Origin of the sequence: Mesorhizobium sp. BR1-1-6 (genome assembly GCF_020165355.1) — a bacterium.
GTDB lineage: Bacteria > Pseudomonadota > Alphaproteobacteria > Rhizobiales > Rhizobiaceae > Mesorhizobium.
The window spans coordinates 77,899-100,243 of the sequence record NZ_JAIUHZ010000006.1 but is presented as its reverse complement, the minus strand read 5'-3'; the positions used below and the strand labels follow the sequence as shown (position 1 = coordinate 100,243).

24 protein-coding genes are annotated in these 22,345 nt (G+C 65.1%); 14 read left to right on the top strand and 10 right to left on the bottom strand.

What is annotated here, in order from left to right:
• Positions 1-44 precede the first annotated feature (44 nt).
• A complete protein-coding gene (locus LB545_RS14365; RefSeq protein ID WP_224705316.1) occupies positions 45-935 on the top strand; it encodes an SDR family oxidoreductase in 891 nt (296 codons plus the stop codon).
• A gap of 18 nt (positions 936-953) precedes the next feature.
• On the opposite strand, the gene LB545_RS14360 is transcribed toward LB545_RS14365, so the two are convergent.
• The gene (locus LB545_RS14360) at positions 954-1,646 is read right to left on the bottom strand and encodes a RibD family protein (RefSeq protein ID WP_224705314.1); all 693 of its coding nucleotides are present in this window, start codon (positions 1,644-1,646) and stop codon (positions 954-956) included.
• 318 nt (positions 1,647-1,964) lie between these two features.
• On the opposite strand from LB545_RS14360, the gene LB545_RS14355 reads away from it, so the two are divergent.
• The 5 genes from LB545_RS14355 to LB545_RS14335 all read left to right on the top strand — a co-directional run bounded on the left by LB545_RS14355 (position 1,965) and on the right by LB545_RS14335 (position 8,386).
• The gene (locus LB545_RS14355; protein WP_140499137.1) at positions 1,965-2,912 is read left to right on the top strand and encodes a substrate-binding domain-containing protein; all 948 of its coding nucleotides are present in this window, start codon (positions 1,965-1,967) and stop codon (positions 2,910-2,912) included.
• Between the two features lie 233 nt (positions 2,913-3,145).
• Positions 3,146-4,711, top strand: a complete 1,566-nt coding sequence (locus tag LB545_RS14350; RefSeq protein WP_140521412.1) for a sugar ABC transporter ATP-binding protein — start codon at positions 3,146-3,148, stop codon at positions 4,709-4,711.
• The gene (locus tag LB545_RS14345; RefSeq protein WP_140516199.1) at positions 4,708-5,724 is read left to right on the top strand and encodes an ABC transporter permease; all 1,017 of its coding nucleotides are present in this window, start codon (positions 4,708-4,710) and stop codon (positions 5,722-5,724) included. Before LB545_RS14350 ends, LB545_RS14345 begins: the two co-directional genes overlap by 4 nt.
• A gap of 132 nt (positions 5,725-5,856) precedes the next feature.
• Positions 5,857-7,140, top strand: coding sequence for a hypothetical protein (locus tag LB545_RS14340; protein WP_224705313.1), 1,284 nt, complete (start codon positions 5,857-5,859; stop codon positions 7,138-7,140).
• 127 nt (positions 7,141-7,267) lie between these two features.
• A complete protein-coding gene (locus LB545_RS14335) occupies positions 7,268-8,386 on the top strand; it encodes a calcium:proton antiporter (RefSeq protein WP_224705311.1) in 1,119 nt (372 codons plus the stop codon).
• 22 nt (positions 8,387-8,408) lie between these two features.
• Here LB545_RS14335 and LB545_RS14330 read toward each other — a convergent pair whose 3' ends face one another.
• The 4 genes from LB545_RS14330 to LB545_RS14315 form a co-directional block, all read right to left on the bottom strand.
• Positions 8,409-8,984, bottom strand: coding sequence for a hypothetical protein (locus LB545_RS14330; RefSeq protein ID WP_140582558.1), 576 nt, complete (start codon positions 8,982-8,984; stop codon positions 8,409-8,411).
• Positions 8,981-9,601, bottom strand: a complete 621-nt coding sequence (locus LB545_RS14325; protein WP_224705309.1) for a hypothetical protein — start codon at positions 9,599-9,601, stop codon at positions 8,981-8,983. The genes LB545_RS14330 and LB545_RS14325 overlap by 4 nt, the downstream gene beginning before the upstream one ends.
• Positions 9,598-10,158 carry a hypothetical protein gene (locus LB545_RS14320; protein ID WP_224705307.1) on the bottom strand — a complete coding sequence of 187 codons (561 nt, stop codon included), beginning with the start codon at positions 10,156-10,158 and terminating at the stop codon, positions 9,598-9,600. Before LB545_RS14320 ends, LB545_RS14325 begins: the two co-directional genes overlap by 4 nt.
• A 191-nt stretch (positions 10,159-10,349) precedes the next feature.
• On the bottom strand, positions 10,350-10,718 hold the full coding sequence (locus LB545_RS14315) for a hypothetical protein (protein WP_224705305.1): 369 nt from the start codon (positions 10,716-10,718) through the stop codon (positions 10,350-10,352).
• A gap of 174 nt (positions 10,719-10,892) precedes the next feature.
• On the opposite strand from LB545_RS14315, the gene LB545_RS14310 reads away from it, so the two are divergent.
• Positions 10,893-11,195: a hypothetical protein gene (locus LB545_RS14310; RefSeq protein ID WP_140499120.1), complete on the top strand. Its 303-nt coding sequence runs from the start codon at positions 10,893-10,895 to the stop codon at positions 11,193-11,195.
• Positions 11,196-11,258: 63 nt separating this feature from the next.
• On the opposite strand, the gene LB545_RS14305 is transcribed toward LB545_RS14310, so the two are convergent.
• The gene (locus tag LB545_RS14305; protein WP_224705395.1) at positions 11,259-11,963 is read right to left on the bottom strand and encodes an XRE family transcriptional regulator; all 705 of its coding nucleotides are present in this window, start codon (positions 11,961-11,963) and stop codon (positions 11,259-11,261) included.
• A 565-nt stretch (positions 11,964-12,528) separates the two neighbouring features.
• On the opposite strand from LB545_RS14305, the gene LB545_RS14300 reads away from it, so the two are divergent.
• Positions 12,529-13,113: a GcrA family cell cycle regulator gene (locus LB545_RS14300; RefSeq protein WP_224705303.1), complete on the top strand. Its 585-nt coding sequence runs from the start codon at positions 12,529-12,531 to the stop codon at positions 13,111-13,113.
• A gap of 240 nt (positions 13,114-13,353) precedes the next feature.
• On the opposite strand, the gene LB545_RS14295 is transcribed toward LB545_RS14300, so the two are convergent.
• Both LB545_RS14295 and LB545_RS14290 read right to left on the bottom strand, forming a co-directional pair.
• Positions 13,354-13,656, bottom strand: a complete 303-nt coding sequence (locus LB545_RS14295) for a DUF982 domain-containing protein (RefSeq protein WP_181165274.1) — start codon at positions 13,654-13,656, stop codon at positions 13,354-13,356.
• 99 nt (positions 13,657-13,755) lie between these two features.
• Positions 13,756-14,037, bottom strand: a complete 282-nt coding sequence (locus tag LB545_RS14290; RefSeq protein ID WP_140499114.1) for a DUF982 domain-containing protein — start codon at positions 14,035-14,037, stop codon at positions 13,756-13,758.
• Positions 14,038-14,171: 134 nt separating this feature from the next.
• On the opposite strand from LB545_RS14290, the gene LB545_RS14285 reads away from it, so the two are divergent.
• Positions 14,172-14,768, top strand: coding sequence for a DUF6456 domain-containing protein (locus tag LB545_RS14285; protein ID WP_140499112.1), 597 nt, complete (start codon positions 14,172-14,174; stop codon positions 14,766-14,768).
• Positions 14,769-14,872: 104 nt separating this feature from the next.
• Here the strand turns inward: LB545_RS14285 and LB545_RS14280 are convergent, their stop codons facing one another.
• On the bottom strand, positions 14,873-15,178 hold the full coding sequence (locus LB545_RS14280) for a hypothetical protein (RefSeq protein ID WP_224705301.1): 306 nt from the start codon (positions 15,176-15,178) through the stop codon (positions 14,873-14,875).
• 149 nt (positions 15,179-15,327) lie between these two features.
• Positions 15,328-17,289, bottom strand: coding sequence for an acyltransferase family protein (locus LB545_RS14275; protein ID WP_224705300.1), 1,962 nt, complete (start codon positions 17,287-17,289; stop codon positions 15,328-15,330).
• 263 nt (positions 17,290-17,552) lie between these two features.
• Between LB545_RS14275 and LB545_RS14270 the strand changes: the two genes are divergently transcribed.
• The 5 genes from LB545_RS14270 (at position 17,553) to LB545_RS14250 (ending at position 22,340) form a co-directional block, all read left to right on the top strand.
• Entirely contained in the window at positions 17,553-18,437 is an 885-nt protein-coding gene (locus LB545_RS14270) for a dihydrodipicolinate synthase family protein (RefSeq protein ID WP_224705299.1), read from the top strand.
• 19 nt (positions 18,438-18,456) lie between these two features.
• A complete protein-coding gene (locus LB545_RS14265) occupies positions 18,457-19,116 on the top strand; it encodes a GntR family transcriptional regulator (RefSeq protein WP_140499104.1) in 660 nt (219 codons plus the stop codon).
• Between the two features lie 63 nt (positions 19,117-19,179).
• Positions 19,180-20,517: an ABC transporter substrate-binding protein gene (locus LB545_RS14260; RefSeq protein WP_224705298.1), complete on the top strand. Its 1,338-nt coding sequence runs from the start codon at positions 19,180-19,182 to the stop codon at positions 20,515-20,517.
• The gene (locus LB545_RS14255) at positions 20,517-21,518 is read left to right on the top strand and encodes a carbohydrate ABC transporter permease (protein WP_224519032.1); all 1,002 of its coding nucleotides are present in this window, start codon (positions 20,517-20,519) and stop codon (positions 21,516-21,518) included. The genes LB545_RS14260 and LB545_RS14255 overlap by 1 nt, the downstream gene beginning before the upstream one ends.
• Positions 21,519-22,340: a carbohydrate ABC transporter permease gene (locus LB545_RS14250; RefSeq protein ID WP_140499101.1), complete on the top strand. Its 822-nt coding sequence runs from the start codon at positions 21,519-21,521 to the stop codon at positions 22,338-22,340.
• Positions 22,341-22,345: the final 5 nt, after the last annotated feature.

The window sequence follows — 22,345 nt, the reverse complement described above, 5'->3', positions numbered from 1 at the left end:
ATAGACCGGCGATACTGCGCAGGCAATCGTGCAGGAGAATTCGCATGCGTATCTTTTTGACCGGCGCGACCGGTTTCATCGGCTCGGCGCTCGTTGCCGAGCTCATCAAGGCGGGCCATCAGGTGGTCGGCGTCACTCGCTCCGAAGCGGGGGCCGAAGCGCTGACAGCGGCGGGCGCCGAAGTGCATCGGGGAACGCTCGAGGATCCCGAGGGCCTGCGCGACGGCGCGGCAAAGGCGGAAGCGGTGATCCACACGGCGTTCGACCATGATTTTTCGCGGTTTGCCGAGAATTGCGAGAAGGATAGCCGTGTCATCGCGGCACTCGGCCAGGCATTGGCCGGATCCGACCGGCCGCTGGTGATCACTTCCGGCGTCGGCGTGGGCAGCCCCGGACATGGCGAGCTTGCCAGCGAGGACGTTTTCAACCCCAGCCATCCCAATCCGCGCATCGCCTCGGAGCTCGCCGGCAATGCCTTGCTGGAAGCCGGCGTCAACATCTCGGTGGTGCGGCTGCCGCAGGTTCACAACCCGGTCAGGCAAGGGCTCATCACGCCGCTCATCGAAATCGTGCGCCAGAAAGGCGTTTCGGCCTATGTCGGCGAGGGCCGCAACCGCTATGCGGCGGGCCATCTCCTGGACGCGGCGCGCCTCTACCGGCTGGCGGTGGAAAAGCGGCAGCCCGGCGCGCGCTATAACGCGGTCGGCGAGGAGGGCGTCGAAGTGCGCGCGATCGCCGAGGTGATCGGGCGGGGCCTCAACGTGCCGGTCGTTTCGATCGCGCCGGAACAGGCGCCGGAGCATTTCGGCTGGATGGCGATGTTCGCCCCGATGGATCTGCCGGCCTCCAGCGCGCTGACCCGGGCGCGGCTCGGCTGGCAGCCGACCGGCCCGACGCTGATCGCCGATCTCGAGGCCATGCGGTACGACGCATGATGCGCCGATAAAGCGTCGTCAGCCGACGGCGTAGCGCAAATGGACGAGCCCGTGGGCGAGGGCTTCGCAGCTTTTGAGCGACAGTTGCATCTTGCCCGCGAGGCCGGATTCGCCGAATTCGACGAAACCCTGGTTCGCCGCCCGCCCGTCAAGGGCGGGAGCGACGAGAAGGCTGAGCTCATCGACAAGGCCGGCCGCGAAGAAGGAACCGTTGATGCCGGCGCCGCCCTCAAGCAGCAGCCGGCGAATGGCGAATTCGCGGTTCAGAACTTCGAGCATCCGGCCGAGATCCATGTCGGCCGTCTCCGCCACGATATAGGACACGCCGTCGGCGGCGAGCTCGGCCAGGTGGCTGTCGGCGACATCGTGCCCAAGCAGCACCACGACATGGTCGCCGCCAATGTCGGGTTTGGAAAAGTGGAGCTTGCCCGATGGATCGAGCGCCACCGCGTAGCTTCCCGTACCGGTTTGCGCGACATGATAGGGTCGGTCGACCTTGCCCGCATCGGCCGGCGGGTGCGCGCCGGCCTTGCTCATCTCGGCCATGGTGACGCGGCCGACGATCCAGCCGTCGCCCGCAAAATCATTATGGATATGCTCGTAGAGGCTCGACCATTCGGCCCGGGTTCCGTCCGGGCTGGCCGTGTAGCGGCTCGGGTGGAGACTGCCGTCCAGCGACGCGATCATATGGCAGATGATGTGCGGTTTCATGCGGGTGTCTCCAGGGAATGGGCTCAGGCGCGGTTCAAACTAGGGCCAGCGTCGGAGAATGGAAGCTGGGCACCCGGCTCATCCAAATTCCGACCATTGCTGTCTGGCCCTGTTATATCGATGTTGCACAAATGGTTGAGCCTGGGCTAGCATCCGTTTGCTGGTGCCGACGGGAGGCAGTTTTTGCAACGGCGATCAGCTGGAGCGGCATGCGTTAGCAAACGCAAGGAGGATGCTCCAACACTTTGAACCGACGCATGATCCTTCCTGAAACCGTCCCGGTTTCCGGGGCCGTGCGTTCTTGTGGAGGAGGATCCCATGAACAGACGTGAATTCCTGATGACGTCCGTGGCCGCGGGCGCCATGGTGCTTGCCGCGCCCTCGGTATTTGCGCAGGACAAGCTCACCATTCTCGGCTCGGTGCCCAGTCTCGGCTTTCCGTTCTTCGTGCACATGCTGAACGAGATCAAGGCGGAAGCCGCCACGCAAGGCGTCAACCTGACCGAGAGCGATGGCCAGAACTCGGCCACCAAGCAGACCGCCGACATCGAGGCCGCCCTGGTGCAGAAGGTCAACGCCATTGTCATCTCGCCGCTCGACGTCAATGCGCTGGCGCCGGCCATCGAGGAAGCGGTCAAGGCGGGCGTTCCCGTGGTGACGATCGACCGCCGCGTCGACGGCGTCGAGGGCATCCTCGCCCATGTCGGCGCCGACAACGTCAAGGGCGGCGAGGCGGAAGCGCAGGCCGTGGTGGCGGCGTTCCCCAACGGCGCGAAACTGTTCCACCTCCAGGGCCAACCCGGCGCCGGGCCGGCGATCGACCGCAACAAGGGCGTGCACAATGTGCTCGATCCCTTGAAGGACAAGTACCAGATCGTCTTCGAGCAGACCGCCAATTTCGCCCGCGCCGAGGCGCTGTCGGTGACGGAAGCCGGCCTTGCCGCCAACGGCAAGCCGGACGCGATCGTCTGTGCCAATGACGACATGGCGCTGGGCGCGCTCGAAGCCTGCGCGGCGCGCAACTTCACCGACGTCAAGATCTACGGCTTCGATGCGCTGCCGGAAGCGCTGGTCGCGGTGCGCGACGGCAAGCTCGCCGGCACGGTCGAACAGTTCCCCGGCCAGCAGTCGCGCACCGCCGTGCAGATCGCCGTCGCCTACGCCAGGGACAAGACGGAGCCGAAGGAGAAGCTGGTGCTATTGACGCCGATCGTCATCGGCAAGGACAATCTCGACAAGGCCGAGAGGTTGAACGAGACGAAGTGAGCTCGCATGGAGAGGTCGGCGGGGCAGCACCCCCTCTGGCCTGCCGGCCATCTCCCCCGCAAGGGGGGAGATCGGCAGTGTCGATGTCCGCATTCTCATTGCGGCGTTGAAAATTGGCGAATGCGGAACAGACAGCCAATCTCCCCCCTTGCGGGGGAGATGTCCGGCAGGACAGAGGGGGGTGTTCACGCGCCGACGGGTCCGGAAACTGCATCGAGGGAAGCACCCATTCCATGGCTGAAGCCGCACCCGTCCTGCTCGCCGTCGAGGGCGTCACCAAGCGTTTCGCCGGCGTCACCGCGCTGAACGATGTCTCGCTCGACGTCAGGCCCGGCGAAATCCTCGGCCTGCTCGGCGAAAACGGCGCCGGCAAATCGACGCTGCTGAAAATCCTGTCGGGCGTCATGCCGCCTTCCAGCGGCCATATCATTTTCGACGGCGCCGACTACCGGCCGTCGAGCCCGCAGGATGCCAAGCGGCTAGGTATCGTCACCATCTACCAGGAGCTCAGCCTGATCCCGACGCTGACGGTGGCGGAGAACATCTTCATCGGCCGCGCCCCGACCGGTCCGCTCGGCCTCGTCTCCTGGCGCAAGATGGAGCAGGACTCCCGCACCATCATCGCCCGCGTCGGCCTCACGATCGATCCGATGACGCCGGTCTCGGCGCTTTCGGTGGCCGAGCAGCAGCTCGTCGAGATTGCACGGGCGCTGTCGCTGAAGAGCCGGCTGATCATCATGGACGAGCCGACATCAGCGCTGACCGAGACAGAGGTGCAGCGGCTGCTGTCGATCATGGACAGGCTGCGCAAGGACCATGTCGCCATCATGTTCGTCACCCATCGGCTGGAGGAGGCCGCCGCCATCTGCGACCGCATGACGGTGCTCCGGGACGGCAGGTTGGCCGGCAATCTCGACCGCGAAGGCGGGCCGATCCGATTGCCGCGCATCATCGAGAAAATGGTCGGCCGCGCGGCGTCCGAGCTCTATGCGCGGCCGGCGCAGCGCACGGTGGCCGGCGACGTCGTGCTGTCGGTGCGCGGGTTGCGCACGGTGCGCGATCCCGAAGCGCCGCACGCCATCGTGCTCGACGGCGTCGATATCGACCTCAAGGCCGGCGAGATCCTGGGTGTCGCCGGCCTCGTCGGCTCGGGTCGCACGGAGCTGGCGCGCGCCATCTTCGGCGCCGACCGGATCGCGGGCGGCACGATCACGCTCAACGGCAGGCCCATCGCGCCGGCCTCGCCGGCGGATGCCATAGCGCTCGGCATCGGCCTGGTGCCTGAGGATCGCAAGCATCAGGCGATCTTCGCCGCGCTCGGCATCCTGCCGAATTTCTCCGTCGCCTCGCTCGGGCGGTTCAGCAATGGCTTCGGCTTCATGGCCGAGCGGCGCGAGCGCGATGCGCTGGCGGGGTTCCGGAAAATGCTGTCGATCCGCATGGCGTCGGCCGAGCAGGCGATCGAGGGCCTGTCGGGCGGCAACCAGCAGAAGGTGATCCTGGCGCGCTGGCTGGCGCGCGACCCCAAGGTGCTGATCGTCGACGAGCCGACGCGCGGCGTCGATGTCGGCGCCAAGGCCGAGGTGCACCAGATCCTGGTGCAATTGGCAGCGCGCGGCATAGCGGTGATGATGATTTCGTCCGAGCTGCCCGAAGTGCTGGCTGTGTCCGACCGGATCGTGACCATGCGCAAGGGACGCATCACCGGGCAGATGCCAGGCATCGAGGCAAGCGAGGAAAAACTGATGGAACTGATGGCGCTCGACCAGCCGGGAGCGGTTGAGGAGGAGGCACGATGAGTGTGGCCGAGGAACAGAGCCGGCGTGGCGGCATCAGCATTGCGCGGCTCTTGATGAATTTCGGGCCGCTGCTATTCCTGGCGGCGCTGGTGGTCGTCTTCACCGTGCTGAAGCCGAGCTTCATCGATCCGATCAATCTGTTCAACATCACCCGCCAGATATCGATCACCGGGCTGATCGCGCTCGGCATGACCTTCGTCATCCTTACCGCCGGCATCGATCTCTCGGTCGGCTCGCTGCTCGCCTTCTGCGGCATGGTGGCGGCCGTGGTTGCCAAGGGCGGTACTGCCAACACGCTGTCGCTGTCGACGTCGGGAACGCAGGGCTATGGCTGGTTCGCGGCGCTGCTAGCCGCCGTGGTGGTGGGGGCGGTGGCCGGCGGTGTTCAGGGCTTTGCCATCACCAGGCTGAAAGTGCCGCCCTTCGTCGTCACGCTTGGCGGGCTCACCGTGTTTCGCGGCCTGACGCTGACCATCTCCAATGGCGGCCCGATCTCGGGCTTCGACGCTTCTATGCGCTGGTTCGGCACCGGGCTGATCGGCCCCGTGCCGGTGCCGGCGATAATCTTCGCGGCGGCCGCCATCCTGTGCCACATCGTGCTGCGCTACACGCGCTATGGACGCGCCGTCTACGCCGTCGGCGGCAATGCCGAGGCCGCACGGCTGTCGGGCTTGCGCGTCGACCGCATCCTGGTCTCGGTCTATGTCATCGTCGGCTTCTTCGCCGGGCTCGCCGCCTTCGTGCTGTCGGCCAGGCTGAATTCGTCCGAAGCGGTGGCCGGCATCGGCTACGAGCTGACGGTCATTTCGGCCGTCGTCATCGGCGGTACCTCGCTGTTCGGCGGCATCGGCTCGGTGGGCGGCACCGTGGTGGGCGCCGCCCTGATCGGCGTGCTGCAGAACGGGCTCCAGTTCAACAACGTCTCGTCCTACACGCAAAGCATCGTCATCGGCCTGATCCTGATCCTGGCGGTGGCGTTCGATCGCTGGCTGAAGTCGCGGGTGAGGCGCTAATTCCTTCTCCCTTGTCGTCGGAGAAGGGGAAATCGCCGCTCTGCCATAGGCAGGAGAGCTCGCTACCTTTCTTGCAAAACAACCCCCCTTTGCTAGAAGGATTTCGGGCGGGTGGCATTCTGAGAGAACCTCATGTTTGCCGATATCATCAGACCGATCAGCTTGAGTTTTTCGCTGCTGCGGCGGTTCTGGCCGCAGCTCGTCGTGCTGGTGCTGGCCGGTGTTCTGGCCGGCGATCTCTTGCTGCAACTGGCGGCCAAGGTGGCGCTCGCAAATCATTTCGCCGGGCTCGCCATGCTGACGCTGGTGGCACTGGCGCAACTGGTGGTGACGGTGGCGATGTTCCATGTGCTGCGTCCCGGCTTGCCCCATGTGCTGGCCGCGCAGCGTGGCGCGGAAAAGGCCACGGTCGCCGAGGGGCAGGGAACCGCGGACCGGCGTGGTTCGCGGCTGGTGCGCATGATCACCATCGCGCTGTTGCCCTTCTTCGCCTATTACGCGGCCTGGGGGTTCCTCGGCGACATCGTGCGGCAATATTCGCGCGAAACGCTCGACCAGGCCGGCTTCGGCCAGAGCGCCAATGTTCTGGACGTGCTGGATTCGCGCTGGCTGCTGGTCTCGGTGGCGGTGTCCTGGCTGGTGCGCCGGCTGGCCAAGTTCATGCAGGCGAAAACGGGCGCCGCCTCGTTCTGGCAGATCGTGGTGGTGATCTGCGAGACCAACTGGATCTTCGTCGGCCTCTACGTCATCAGCCGCTGGAAGGACAGCGCGCTGCAATGGCTGATGAGCCGCAATTTCTGGTCGGTTCTGCAGGCGTCGGCCGACGGGCTGGCGAGCCCGGTGCCAGCGGCGGCGGCCGCGCCGATGGTGCCGGTCGAGATCACCTCGATCGCGCCCTCGACGATCGCCGTCAACCTGTTCTTCTACATGCTCTTGCCGCTGATCTGGCTGGTGATGGCGGCGCTGATCTATGGCTATGATGTGCGCGACGATACGGCACTGATGCGCGTGCACGGCCGGTTGGAACGCGTCGGCAAGCGCTATGCCGGCCTGCCGAAATTCCTGCGCGATTTCGTCGAGCATTTCGTCGCCGGCTACCGCTCGCGCTATCTGCCGATCGCCAATGGCGTGCGGCTGACGGTGAGTTCCAGCCTCGTATTGCTGTGTACGCTGATCGTCGGCTATCGCCTGCTCGACTGGGGCGCGGCCTGGCTGTGGCTCGGCGCGACGCGGCTGATCGGCCCGCACGAGCTCGACGTCTGGCAGATCCTGTCGCATGGCGTGACGCTGTTGTTCGGCAGCCCGTTCCAGGATTCCTCCACCGGCATCCTGGTCGAGCCGCTGCGCATCTGCTTCCTCGCCGCGGTGCTGGAGACGGCGTTCTCGCTTTCGAAGGGGGGCGGTCGTTCCCGGTAGCGACGGGAATGACCGTAGCGTATCCTTGTCGCGCCTTGCCATGTACGTGTGATGGGGCGAAAGTGCGATCTTTCCTGGTCTCGTAAACAGACCGCCTGTTTGCACTCGCAAGATCGAAGAGAATGCCATGACTTACTTCTTCCGCCGTCGAAGTGAGGCAATGACCTTCGGCCTGCCTGTTGTCTGCTGCGCGCTGGCGTTAATACTGCAATCGAACATAGAGCCGATCGAAGATTACCGGACGGCGATTGTGGTGATCGTTGCCGGCATATCGATCGTCCTTACCTTGGCAACCGTCTTTGCCGTGGTGCGACATGCGGAGGCGATAGCCCGACGTGTCGGACAGCCGTACGGCACGCTGGTCCTTACCTTGGCCGTAACGACGATCGAAGTGTCGATCATCGTCTCGATGATGCGACATGGCGCCAACAATCCGACCTTGGCGCGAGAATCCGTGTTCTCCACGGTCATGATCGTTTGCACCGGCATCGTGGGGCTGTGCCTGACACTTGGCGGGTGGCGGCACCGCCACCAGGACATCCGAAGGCAAGGCACAAGTTCCTTTCTTTCGGTGCTGACCGCGATCACGGTGCTGACGATGGTGCTGCCGAACTACACGCTTGCCACCAGCCCGGGGACATTTTCTCCCACGCAACTGGCCTTCGTCGCACTGCTGTCGCTCTTGCTCTACGGCAGTTTCGTTTTCGCCCAGAGCTACAGCCAGAAAGAGGACTTCCTGGAGGTGCAGGTCCGTGAAAGCGCTCCGGAAAGCCATTCTCCGCAGGTTCACGGCGTGCCAACCCATTTCGTCTTTTTGCTTCTGGGACTGGTCGGGATCGTTCTGCTGACGGAACGGGTCGCGGCTGGCGTTGAAGATGGCCTTACCTACCTGCAGATCCCGCAATCGGATGCGATCGTCGGCGCGATGATTGCGTTTGTCGTGCTGCTCCCCGAGGCGATCTCCGCCATCAAGGCATCGTGGGGGAATGAGCTCCAGCGCGCATTGAACGTCGCTTTGGGCTCGGCGTGCGCGACCATCGGACTGACGATCCCGGCAGTGGCGGCGGCCAGCCTCATCACCGGAAAGTCGCTCAACCTCGGTCTCGGTCCGAGCGACGTGATTTTGCTGGTTCTGGCCCTTGCGGTGAGTGTCGTAAGTTTCAGTACCGGACGCACGACGGTTCTCACCGGACTTGCTCACCTCGTCGTCTTCGTTGCCTACGTCCTGTTGATCGCCGTGCCGTGACTCCGGACTGCCGGCGCTGTCGCTACTTCGGCGGCCGTTGAAACCGCAGGTACCACGGCCGCCCGCTTCCCAGCCCAATGGCGGGACGGATGGTCTTGATGGCATCCTCCGGCACGATGAAGGTGTCGCCGATGGTGATGACGTCGCCTGTCTTGGCGCCGGAGAAGATCGCCGAGGTGCAGTTCATCACGCCGTCCGGCAGTCTGACGCCCGAAATCATGTCGGGGAGCCAGCGGCGGCCGGCGGCATCGGTCAGCATCAGCCTGCAGCCCAGCCATTGCTTCTGCAAGTCGGGATCGCCGACGGTGACGGAGAAGGTGGCGATGACGGCGAAGGCCTGATCGGGCAAGCGGCCGGCCTTGCCGCCGCGCAGGTCCGCCAGTTTCCAGTCGCTGCCGCCGAAGTGCGCGGACTGGCCAAACTCGACATCCCTGGCGATGAGGTCTTCGCCGCCCAGCCATTCGCGCAGGCTGTCATGGCTGGTTTCTGCCAGCGCCAGCGGCAGCAGGATGACAAGCGCCGCCAGGTTGCGCCTGCGCCATTTTTTCTCGGCCTGCCGCTCGGCGGCCGGCCCCATGTCGGTCGCGACGGCGCTCATGGCTTGCCCTGCTGTGTCTGGCCCGCAGAAGTCTGGCCCGGTGGTGCATCCAGATCGTATTGCGGCAGGATGCCGGCCGGTTGTCCATCGGCACCGGCCGGCAACCCGTCGAAGCTGATGCGGGCCTGCGCATCGAGCGGACCGAATTGGCGTTCCGAGATGAGCAGCCTGGCGCCGCGGATCTGGTCAGGCGGCACTTCGAAGATGAACAGGCCGCGTTTTTGCAAGCCGGGATCGACGCTGTGCGGCGGCATGTCCTGGCGATAGCCAAGCCGCTCCGTCTGGCGGTAGCGCAGACCGGTCGGACCTTGCCAGGTGCCGTCCGCGACCGTGATGGAGGCGTCGGTCGCGGTGAGGCTGGTCGTCACCACCGCCCACACGCCGCTCGTCGTCAAAAGCTTTTGCTGCCCGAACTGGTTGGTCTTCAGCGCGCGGGCAAAGACAACCTCGTCCAGCCGCACGTCGAAGCTGCGTGCCCGCACCGTGTCGTGCATGGCGCCGTCGACCGGGATAGGCGCGGTGAGGTCGGCATAATGTGGCTTGGAAAGCTGCATACCGTAGCTCAGCGCCACGGTGGCGGCGAGAATCACGAGATTGCCGAGGACCCGCATCCTCATGAGCCGGCTCCCGGAGTGTCCGTTGCCGGCATATCGGCGAGCGGCAAGGTCACGGTGCCGAGACGGTAGGGATTGTACCAGCCGGGCGTGCCGTAGAGATTGTCGCGCGGCTTGAAGATCTCCGCGGTGACGCCGAAGGCGAGCGTCGGCGGCACGGCGGCGTCGCCGGCCAGCGGCCAGACATAGGCCAGGCGCTCGGTCATGCCGGGGTGCAGTTCCGGCGCCAGGGTCGAATCGCGTATCAGGGCGATCATCGGCATCGAGTCCGGCAGGGTGATTCCCTCCGGCTTGAAGACAGCGAAGTAGGCCTTGTTGGATTCGGCCGTGCGGTTGGTCATGTCGGCCTCCAGCACCAGTGCCTTCTGGCCCGGTTTCAGCGGCACGCCATGGATGTCGGCATGGCTGACGTAGGCACGCACCGGTTTGATGCGCCAGCGGCCGGCATCGATGGCGGCATCGGACGGCAGTTGCGGCGGAGGGTGAGCGGGCAGGGCGCCAAAGGCGCCCATGAGGCCGGCCGCCAACAGCGCGGCGACGGTTCCCGCGCCTGCCGTCATCCAGGCCTGGACTCTTGAACGGGCAGTCTTGAACATTCCCTGATATGCACGTCGAACGATCAGCCACCCGCAGGCAATCTAGGAAGAAAACGCGCGGATGGGAACCCGCAAATGGCGGCATTGCCCAGCTCTTCTCGTGGCTGCGTCTCTCTCGTGGCGCAGTGTGGTCGCCGACGGCTTGGCGAGCCCGCCTATGCCGCCTCCAAGGCCCAAATGCGGTGGCCGTAGCGGCGGAAGAAGCGCGCGAGCAGGCGTTGTTGCCTGGCCCTGGCGAGGTCCGCCAGGCGCCGTTCCTGGCGCCAGCGCGGCATGTTGCGCCAGAAGGCGATGAAGCGGGCGGCGTCCTCGATGGCTTCCTGTGCCGATAGCGCCGGGCCGATCGCCGCCAGGAAAAGTGCTTCCGATTGTTTCAGCGCGTCGACGACCGCCTTGCGCCTGAAATGGCTGAGGCGCGCCTGGCGGATGCCGTGTTCGCGGATTCTCGCGAAAGCCTCGATGAGAGCGTGACTGTCGCCGCCATAGCCGCAGGCGTGAGCGAAATCGGCGGCAAGGGCGTCCATCGTCTCTCCCGGGGTGCCGCACGCGCGCCGACTCGGCTTTGCAAGTTATATAGAAGCATAACTTAAAAATTAGCGAAAGAGAAACTTTTGCGGAGCCCTGAAAGATGCGACTCGACTCTCGTTTCAAAACGCAGGAATATGTGAACAAACAAGGAACAAAAGAGGCGAGCCGCGATGGCATTGACAGGCAGGGGATCAGTGATTGCGGATGTCGTTTCGATATCGGTCGAATGCGCCGATTGCGGCCGCAACAGGTGGTGGAAGCCCGATCAGCTGCGGCGCTTCGGCGTGACTGGCAATACCCCGCTGGCAGCGCTTTCGGGCCGGCTGGTCTGCTCGGCTTGCCGCGCCGACGGGCTGCCGGGCACGGCGATCCAGATCCGGGCGGCGTTTATCGACGAGCGCCAGCGCGTGCGCAGCGAGGCGCTGATGCTGAGCGAGCGCGAGATGCCGCTGGAGGGATCGGGGCGGGCGTGAGGGTGGCGTCGACGCTGGGTTTTGCCTGCTCTTCTTGTGGGAGGAAGAATTGCCCCGTCGCCCTCAATAGCCCAGCAATTCCTTCAACGGAATGACCCGCCAGACCTGCTTGATGGCGTAGCGGTTGAAGGTCAACGTCTTCGGCGGATTGTACTGTTCGACCACCAGTTCGGCGGCGGTGCGCTTGACCAACTTCTTGATGAAGGCCTTGCCGTTGCGTTCGTTCTCTTCCGGGAACGTTTCGATCACCACGTGATCGCCCGGGACGGCATCGCGGCCGCCGCAATAGATCAGGTCTCCGGGCTCGTAACGGGGTACCATGGAATCCGAGAGCACGTGCAGCGCGAACACCTTGGCCAGGTTGCGGATGCCGGGTGGGCGCTGGACATAGCCGGCGGGCTCGCCGTTGAAGGTGAAATCGCCGTCGTCGCCGCCAACCGCGGCGCCCAGCACCTGGATGTCCATCGGCCCGGCGGGGGGCGGCCCGGCATCGGTGACGATCTCGGCGTCGTTGACCGGTCCGGCATCATCGAGGAAAACCACCTCGCCCTTGCCGAGCGCCACCGGGTCGACGCGCAGAAAGGCGGCGGTCTTCAGGAGGTTTTCCGTCTTGGGCAGGTTGCGACCGGTTTCCCAATTGCCGACGGCGGCGACGTCGGTGTCGTTGTGCTCGGCGATGTGGCGCATGACCAGGCCGCGCTGCTTGCGCGCCTGGCGGATTGCCGCCCCGACCTTGACCGACAGTTGCGTTTTCACCATGGCACACATGTGACCAACAAGCGCTGCTTTCGTCCATGAAAGAATGGCTTGCATAAGTTTTTGAGTTATGCTTATATCCATTCATGCAAAAGCTCAACCCCTTTCGAGTCGAAAGCGCCCTCAGGCCAGCTTCACGCGAGCCGGCCAGCGCTCATTCCCTTTCGCCCCGGCTGTCCTCCTCCCCGGCCAGGGCGAAGCGTGAGGCTGATTGCCCCGATGCATCAGCTGCACGTCCGGTCCGCCCGTCACCGGCGGCCGGAACGGCCGGAGCCGCCGCTCCCCGCGGCTCCGGCCCCCAATTCAGCGCGGCGCGGATCCGCTCCCTGACACGCACCGAGGACGGCACCGTGATCCTGCTCGACAGGCTGACGGGCAGGGCGGTTTCCGCACCCGACCGGGTGACGGCAGAGGCGCGCCTCGCCGCGCTGGACGGCCGGCCGGGCTGAGGCCGCCAACCCAACGGCCGACAGGCCGGATCGAACCCGACAATGCCCACCGCCTGCGGCGGGCCGACACCGATACTCGCCGGCGGCGTCGCGCGCTGCCGCGGCTGCGCAATGGACGGAGACCAGATATGGCACTTTACGGCGACAAGGAATTGCAGGCGATCGCCGGCTGGCTGACGGACGGACTTTCCGCCTCGCGCATCGCGGCTCGGTTCAGCGCGTCGCGAGGCAGTCCGGTGTCGCGCGACGCCATCATCGGTATCGTTCACCGCAACGCCATGCTGAGTTCGATCGGTTTTGCCAACAGCAAGCGCATCGCGGCAGCCGAGAGGGCGAATGACAAGGCCGCCGACCGCGCCGCCAAGGCCGGACGCAAGCGCGTGCCGAAGAGTGAAGGTGCGGAACGCCTCGCAGCGCGCGAGGCCGGCGTGCTGATCGCGGACGGGCAAGCCTACCGCCTGGAGGTGCCGGTGCCGCAGCGAAGCCCGATCGGCCGCCAGCCGCATGGCGTGGCAATGCGCTTCGTCGACTGCCTGTTCGGCCGCTGCCGCGCTCCGCTTGACCTGACCCTGGAGCAAAATCCGGAAAACGATGCTCCCGGAGGCCGGCCGGGCGTCCACATGCTGTGCTGCGGCATGCGCACAAGGGCGATGAAAAGCTACTGCACCTATCACCAGGCGCGCTTCCACCGGCGTGTCTGCGAGGCAGGGTGAGCTTCTTTCCCCCGTTCTCGGGAGACGATGCCGGCAGGAGGCAACGCCGGTCAGGATTGGGAACACCAGCATGAATTCGGGAGATTGGGTCAGATGCAAAGTATCGAAGCGGTGGCGCCGCCCCTCATCGCCCTGCCGGGCATTTCTCCCCGTAAAACGGGGAGAAAGAGACTAGCCGCAACACTGGCTTTTCTTCTGCAACGGCGGCGATCTGGCACGAACGGCGGCCACGCAACGCTTTTATTTTGGCAGATCGTGGCCCTGCTTTGGCATCCGCACGCTCATTGCATCAGGCATCGCTGGCCGGCCGTCATCGCCGGCCAATATGCGGGTAACCCGGGCGAAGCCGGTGAACGCTTTCATCGCGTCGGCGTGCGAAATCTGCGCCGCGATGGCCGCGCTGCACGCGTTGAGCGCACTGCGGTAGACATGACCACGCCGTTCAATCGGCCAGCGCTGCAGGAAGTCGGCTGCCTCAGCGACGCCGTCGATCACCTCGACATGCCCGTCCAGGCATACTTTGAGCGGAGATCCTGTTTTCATGGTACCCACGGCGGTTACCTTGGCGTTGCGCGCGGCTCGGAAGCCAGCCCCTATCAACGTGCAAGGCGGCGGCGCGGTTGCATCACGTTTTCAGCCGCCTCACGGGCCCGCGGCGGCGTCGAGCCATTCATGGGCGCGGCTACGCGGCTTAGCCACCAGCAGCCCCTGCTGCCCGGCCGCCTTGGTGAAAGCCTCGAAGGCGACGCGCTGGCGGCAGCTGCCGTCGATGGCGAGCCTGACCAGCCTTGCCGCATCCAGATAGGCGGTGGCCGTCTTGTCAGGCCATTGCCGGCGAAGCGCGGTCGCCGCCTGGGCGATGGAGCCCACCAGCATGGTCTTGTTGTCGCAGAAGCGCAAGGTCACCGGCATGAAGGCGGTCATGGGCATACCTCCTGTTGGTTTGGTGCGGCACAACGCCCAGCCTCGCCGCTGGTTCCGGCGCACGCAGCCAATTTCGCCAGGGATCGCTGCCGCGCCAGCCAGCACCTCAATCCACTCCCCACAAGGACGCAGCCATGAGCAAGAAAGCCGCCAGATCAGCCAAACCGCAGACGCCGAAGCTGCCGAAGGGCGAGGCCGAGCAGGTGCGCATCCGCCGCGAGGTCGGCCATGATTTCGCGTTGCGGGACGATGAGTTCGGCCGCAAGCGGCTCGCAACCGGGACATCGGAGGCGCGGCGCGTCTATGAGGTGTCCAATGACGGCCATACCTCCACCGGTGGTATCGTGCGGGTGCGCAGCATCGATCCGCTGCTGGGCATCACCTCGCTGTCGCGCCAGCAGCGCGAAGCCGGTCTGCGCTACCGCGAGGATTTCCGCGCCAGCCAGCAGGCTGATATCAAGCCGATGCGCTGGAGCGAACGCGTCGACGGCGACAGGACAAGCGGCGGCATCACCGACAGCGTGCTCAATGCCGGACGGTCGCACGCCGCCGCGACCCGCGCGCTCGGCCATTGGGAGGTGGTCGACGTGGTCCGGAAGATCGTGTGCCTGGAGCAGTCGGTCAGAGGCGTGGCGGGAGAGATGAGCGAGGGCAGGGACGTGGCGGCAAAGCTGTTGAGAATCGGGCTCGATCTGCTGGCGATGCACTACGGGATGATGATGCGAAAATAGTAGCCGGATGACAGGCGTAGCGCGCACGGCAGTGGCGCCATTCCTGGGGATGGGCTGTGCACGACAATGCGGCCGGCGCGATGCCGGCCGGATTGGTTGTCAGGTCAACGCCTGCAGACGCGGACTCTCTCGATGACCCGATGGTGATGACGCCAGTGTTTGATCACCTCGGTGTGGCAGCGACGATGACCGTAGTAACGCGGACGGTAGCTCTCGTCATACATGCTGTAGCGGCGATAGTAGCCGTCATCGTCGGAATAATCGCGATAATGGTGACGATATCTGGGAACATAGTAATCGTCGTCATAGCCGTTGCCGATGCCAAGCGTGATGCTGGCGGCATTTGCCGGGGCAATCATGGCCACCGCCGAAGCGACGGCAATCACGGATGCGAGCAAGAGTTTCTTCATGGCAACCTCCTCTTTAAGGCTCATCTAATAAACGCTGCCCTCGCGGCCCTGTTCCCATAAAGCCGGTAAACCAATGTTTCGTGCCCGCGCGCGCTGTGAGGGGGCGGCGTCTTGGCAGCGCGCCTTTGAAGAAGGGACGCTAACCCCTTCTAAAACAGCGCCTTCTCCAGCGGCTTCTCCAGCGTCTCGGCGAAAGCGGTCGCCAGATGGTGGCGGTCGCGGAAGGCGATCTTGCCGCCGATGAAGACATGGCAGGTGGTCTGGTTGCAGAACTGGTCGGTCATATCGACATAGCGGGCGTTCGGAATGCTGCGCACGACGTCGCGCTCCACCGCGGCCATGGCGTCGTTGGCGGCATAGGCGCGCGTCTGATCACAGAGCGAGGGCGTGTCGCCGCGCCACAGCGCACGCGCCACGCAGGTGTCGACCTGCTCGTCGTTGAAGGGCACGTCGCGGATGAAGGCGACTTTCAGCCCGGCCTTGCTGAACGTCTCCAGTGTCGAACGCAGGCCAGCCTTCCACTCCGCGTCCTGACTGTCGGGCTCATCCTTGCCGGTGGCCATCTTGCGCGAACTGGTCAGGGCGATTTCCGAGATCACCACCAGGGCCGGCCTCAGCGCCAGGATCTCCTTGATCGACTGCTCGCGCCACTGGTCGCATTCGGCGTAGTCGCGCTTCAGCTTGCTCGACCATGTCGACAGCCGGGACGCCCGGCACGAGGATTTGAGCCAGGTAACCACCCGGTAATCGCGCTTTTCGGCCGCCTCGATCAGCGGCGTCGACCAGTGGTCGGCATGTGAATCGCCGAACAGCGCGATCGTGCCTTTCGCCTCCTTGGCGCCAAACACGCAGGGCTTCGGAGTGACGGTCTCGTAGTCGAGCACGCAGCCGCCCCTGGCACGCGCGGTGGACGGACGCGCCGCACTTTGGGCGATGACGCGCTGCTCCGGATCGAGTTCGTGAACGGCAAACTTGGCATTGGCGTAGGCCGCGACCACGCCGGCGCCGGTCAGCAGCGCCGCGGGCACGAGCGCGCGGGCGGCGCTTGCCATCAGCCAGCCGTTGCGGCGCACGGGGTTTTCGATGACGTGATAGGTGAAGATGGAGAGCATCAGCGTCAGTGCCAGGCAGGCAAACCTGTCCAGCCCGGAAAGCTCCGCGGTGACCATTCCCGCATAGACGATGACCGGCCAGTGCCAGAGATAGAGCGAATAGGAGAGCCTGCCAATCGATTGCATGGGCGGCAGCGACAGGACAGCCGTGGGGCCGCCGGCCAGCTTGCCACCCGCTTGGCGCTCGCCTGCCCCGCTGACCAGCAGCAGCACCGTGCCGACGACCGGCAGCAGCGCCAGCAGGCCGGGGAAGGGCAGCGCCTCGTCCAGCAGCAGATAGGCGGGCACGATCAGCGCCAGGCCGAGCCAGCCTTGCGCGGCGCGCAGCCGCGGGTGGTACTGGAGGAAATTCGCCGGCACCATCGTAGCAAGCCCGCCGGCGGCGAACTCCCAGGCCCTCAGCGGCGAGAAATAGAAAGCCCAGGGCGGCGAAACGCTGGTCAGCCAGGCGCAGGCCACGAACGAAACCAGGCCGGTGACGCCGATGACCACGATAGCCGCGCGCCGTCCCGGCCGCAGCCATGCGGCGAGAACAAGCAGCGCCGGCCATGCGAGGTAGAACTGCTCCTCCACCGACAGCGACCAGAAATGGATGAACGGGTTGTTGGCGGCATCGGAGGCGAAATAGTCGAACGACCAGCGGATCAGCCACAGATTGATCATATAGGCCGAGGCAAACATCGCGCCCTTCGAATAGAGCGCCTGTTCCTCCGGCGACAGGATGAAGGCGCCGGCCAGCAGCGTGGCGAGGATGACGAACAGCGAGGCCGGCAGCAACCGCCGGGCGCGGCGGGCATAGAAGCGCCACAGGTTCAGCCGGCCGCTCTCGCCGATCTCCTGCAAAAGGTGTCTTGTGATGAGATAACCGGAGATAACGAAGAAGATGTCGACGCCGGCAAAACCGCCGGGCAGGGCGGCGAGGCCGAAATGATAGGCGACGACGCCTGCTACCGCCAGTGCGCGCATTCCCTCGATATCGGGTCGGAACGATGCTGCCACGACAAATCCTTCGTGCAAGCCCAACCCGCGACCATTGTTAGTCGGGGCGGATCGTATCGCAATGCAACAAATCTTTCGCAACGCAACATGGCAGGAAAAAGGACAGCGGCAGAAACGGAGATGACGGTGACGCGAGGCATGGATGACGCCTGCCGCCGGACGCCTCACATCTTATGTTTCCGGTAAATGGTGCCCGCCCTATTTACGACTAACATGTTAGCGTGATAGCACTGCCTGCGAACTGCTCTTTTGGAGACTCGCTGGTGACATCGCGCTTTGGTCTTTCGGTTGCCCTGGCCACGCCTTTCGATGCGTCGGGGCAGATCCTCATTCCCCCGATGGTGGCCCTGGCGCGGAGTTGCCTGGCGCAAGGCTGCGGCAGTGTGACGCTCTTCGGCACCACCGGGGAGGGCGCTTCGGTCGGCACCGAGGAGCGGCGGGCTGTCACCGAGGCGATGCTGGCGGCCGGCATCGCGCCGGATCAGCTTGTCGCAGGCGTGCTGGTCGATGCGGCCGAGGATGCAGCCGAGCAGGCTCGGCATGCCTTGCAGCGCGGCGCCCGCAACATCCTCCTTGCCCCTCCCAGCTATTTCAAGAATATCGGCGACGATGGGCTTTTCGGCTGGTTTTCCGCTGTCTTTGCCGCTCTCGGTCCGCTGGCCCGCGGCGTGCTGCTCTACAACATTCCCTCGGTCACCACGGTGCAGCTTTCGCTGGGGCTGATCGGCCGGCTGCGCCAGGCGTTTCCGGACGTGGTCGCCGGCGTCAAGGATTCCGGCGGCGACTGGACCTATAGCGAGGCGCTGCTCGGCGCCCATGGCGATCTGGTGATCCTGATCGGTGACGAGCGGCATCTGGCGCGGGCGGTCAGGATCGGTGGCCAGGGCGCGATTTCGGGCATGGCCAATTTCGCCGCCGGCGAGGTCCTCGCCATGGCGCAGACGGGGCAGGACGATGCGCGGGTCGAGCGTTTCGTGCTCGAGCTGCTCAAGCACCCGGTCATTCCTGCGGTCAAGGTGATGGTGGCGCGCAAAACCGGCGACGAGCGCTGGCTGGCGGTGCGGCCGCCGCTCGAGCCGATCGCGGCGCCGGGGCGCCAGCAGCTTGGCGCTGCCTACGACACTCTTTTCGCGGCCGCGGCGGCCTGACGGGAAGGGAAGCGCTGAAATGGCCAATGGCGGCGACCAGACAAATCTGCGGGAGCAGGCCTATGCCAGCTTCACGCGGCATTTGCTGGCACGCGACCTCAAGCCGGGCCAGTTCGTGTCGCAGCGCGAACTCGTCGCCTTCACTGGCCTGCCGCTCGGTGCCATCCGCGAGATCGTGCCGCGCCTGGAAGCCGAGGGGCTGCTGACGACGATCCCGCAGCGCGGCATGCAGATTGCGCATATCGACATCAGCCTGATCCGCGAGGCCTTCCAGTTCCGCCTGTTCATGGAGCGCGAGGCGGTGGCGCTGTTCACCGTCAGCGCCTCCGACGACGAACTCGCGCGCTTGCGCCGCGAGCATGAGGACATGCTTGCGCAGGCGCTGGCGCAGACCCCGACGCCGGAGATGGAGGCCAGGGCTCAGACCATCGACTGGGCCATGCACGATACTTTCATCGATGCGCTCGGCAACGAGATCATTGCCAAGGCCTATCTGGTCAATTCGGTGAAGATCCGCCTGATCCACCAGGAACGGTTCCGCATCGACGGGCGCGTGGTGCCGGTGATGCGCGAGCATCTGAGCGTGATCGAAGCCCTCGAAAGCCGCAATCCACAAAAGGCGGTCGAGGCGATCAGCCAGCATATCGACAATGCGCGCCGGCTGGCGCTCCATATCTGAGGAAGCAGGCCGCGCCGTGCCTGTCGCGGCGCAATCGACAACGACAGCAACCGGGAGGAAGAAATGCCGTCCAATCCATTCAACCCAACCAGAAGACAGCTCCTTGCGGGCGCCGCCATGCTCTCCGGCGCCGGCCTTGCCGGTATCCGCCCGAGCCTTGCCGCCGGCGTCGACTGGAAGCGCTTCGCGGGCACGACGCTCGACGTCAATCTGGTGAAAAGCCCGCGCAGCGACACGCTGATCAAATATCTCGCCGAGTTCGAGGAACTGACGGGCATCAAGATCAATGCCGAGGCGACGCCCGAGCAGCAGCAGCGCCAGAAGACGGTGATCGAGCTCAGCTCCGGCAAACCCAGCTTCGACGTCGTGCATCTGAGCTACCATGTGCAGAAGCGGCAGTTCGAGAAGGGCGGCTGGCTGGCCGACATATCGGGCTACCTTGCCGACCCGACGCTGACCGATCCGAGCCTTGTAGAAAAGGACTTTGCCGATGCCGGCATGCTGTTCGCCAAGGACGGCCAGGGCGTGCTGCGCTCGCTGCCGTTCTCGGTCGACTATTGGATAATCTACTGGAACAAGGAGCTGTTCGAGGCCAAGGGCCTCAAATACCCCGAAACCTTCGATCAGCTCGTTGCGGCCGCGGAGGCGCTGACAGACCCGTCGACCAACACCTACGGTTTCGTCGCGCGCGGCCTCAAGAATGCCAACACGCCGGTCTGGACCTCGCTGATGCTCGGCTACGACATGACGCCGCTCGACGACAAGGGCAAGCTGCGCACCACCGCGCCCGAGGCGGTAGAGGCCGCCGCCCTCTACCAGCGGCTGATGACCAAATCCGCGCCGCCCGGCGTCACCGGCTTCAACTGGGCCGAAGCGCAATCCGCCTTCCTGCAAGGCAAGATAGGCATGTGGTTCGACGGCGTCGGTTTCGCGCCGCCGATGGAAAATCCGGAGAAGTCGAGGGTGGTCGGCAAGGTCGGCTACGGCGTGATGCCCAAGGGCCCCAAGGCGCATGCCTCGGGTACGTTCGGCGACGGGCTCGGCGTGACCACGGCCAGCGAGAAGAAGGAAGCCGCCTACCTCTTCTGCCAATGGGCGGTGTCGGCCGGCATGGGCGCGCGGCTGCTGCAGGCAGGTGCCGGCGTGCCGTTCCGCAAATCGGTGCTGGAAGACCCCAAGGTGCGCGAAGGCGTGACCATGCCGGCGAGCTGGCTCGACGCCGTGGTCGGCTCCGGCAATGTCAGCCGGCTGGCGCTGCCGGTCATCATCCCGGTCACCGAGTTCCGCGATATCTATGGCGTGGCGCTCAGCAACCTGCTCGCCGGGGCCGACCCGGCGGAGGAACTGAAAAAGGCGACGGAACAGTTCCAGCCGGTCCTCGACAGGAGCGAGCAAGGCTGATGTCCGCAACTGCCCCAGAGCGCGCCGAGGCGACGACGAGTCGCGCCGGGGCGACGACGGATCGCGCCGGGGCGACGACCGATCGTACCGGGGTGACGAAACAGGCAAGCGAGGGGGGCCGGCCCGTCAAGCTGGCTCCCAGCTACTGGCCCTTCGTCGTCCCCGCGCTGGTCGTCGTCGGCGCCGTCATCGTCTTTCCCTGGGCCTTCACGCTGTGGATGAGCGTCAACCGCTGGACGCTTGGCCAGTCGCGAAGCTTCGCGGGGATGGAGAACTATCTGCGACTGGTCGGCGATGGGCGGTTCTGGGAATCGCTCGCGCACACTTTGTCCTACACTTTCCTTTCGGTGGCCGCGCCGATGCTGCTCGGCACGGTCGCGGCGCTGATCTTCGATGCCCGGTTCCCGCTGCGCGGCGTGCTGCGCGGTATTTTCGTGATGCCGATGATGGCCACGCCCGTCGCCGTGGCGCTGGTCTGGACGATGATGTTCCATCCGCAACTCGGCGTGCTCAACTACCTTCTGTCGCTGGTCGGCATTCCGGCGCAGGAATGGATATTCAACGCCAGGACGGTCATCCCCTCGCTGGTCGCTGTCGAGACCTGGCAGTGGACGCCGCTGGTGATGCTGATCGTGCTGGGCGGGCTGGCCTCGGTGCCGCGCGAACCCTTCGAGAGCGCCGAGATCGACGGCGCCAATGCTTGGCAGCAGTTCCGGTACCTGACCTTGCCGATGATCGCGCCGTTCCTGATGATCGCGGTGATCATCCGCACGATCGACGCGCTGAAGAGCTTCGACATCATCTATGCGATGACCCAGGGTGGACCGGGCACGGCCTCCGAGACCATCAACATCTATCTCTACAACATCGCCTTCTCCTATTACGACGTCGGCTACGGCTCCGCCATGGCGGTGGTGTTCTTCGTTCTTATCGTAGCGCTGTCCTTCGTCCTGCTGATGCTGCGCCAGCGCAGCCGCTGGACCGACGCGGAGGGCAAATAGATGCGTTCGCGACTGCTCAACCGGATCGGCCTGTTCTTCGCCGCCCTGGTCTTCGTCTCGCCGGCGATCCTGTTCTTCCTCTGGATGATCTCGCTGTCCCTGAAATTCGAGATCGACAACGGCGCCTCGCCGCCGGTCTTCATCCCCGAGCACGTGGCCTGGTCGAACTATGCCAAGGTGTTCGAGGAGAACAATTTCCTGCTCTACTTCTGGAACTCGGTGCTGGTGACCGGCACGGCGACGCTCTTGGCGCTGCTGATCGGCGTGCCTGCCGGCTACGGCATAGCGCGGCTCAAGGCCGAACGGTCGGCGGTCGTCATCATGATCGCGCGTATGACGCCGGGGCTGTCCTACCTCATCCCGCTGTTCCTGCTGTTCCAGTGGGCCGGCATATTGGGCACGCTGTGGCCGCAGATCATCATCCATCTCGTGGTCACGGTGCCGATCGTGGTCTGGGTAATGATCGGCTATTTCGAAACCACGCCGATGGAGCTGGAGGAGGCCGCCAGCATGGACGGCGCCTCCTCATGGCAGGTGTTCCGGCTGGTCGCGTTGCCCATCGCCAGGCCAGGCATCGTGGTGGCCTTCATCCTGTCCATCATCTTCTCCTGGAACAATTTCGTCTTTGGCGTGGTGCTGGCCAGCCGCGAGACGCGGACCTTGCCGGTCGCGGTCTACAACATGCTCTCCTACGAGCAGGTGAGCTGGGGGCCGTTGGCCGCCGCCGCACTGGTGGTGACGCTGCCGGTGCTGGTGCTGACCATGTTCGCGCAAAGGCAGATCGTCGCCGGGCTGACCGCCGGCGCGGTCAAGGGCGGCTGAAGCCG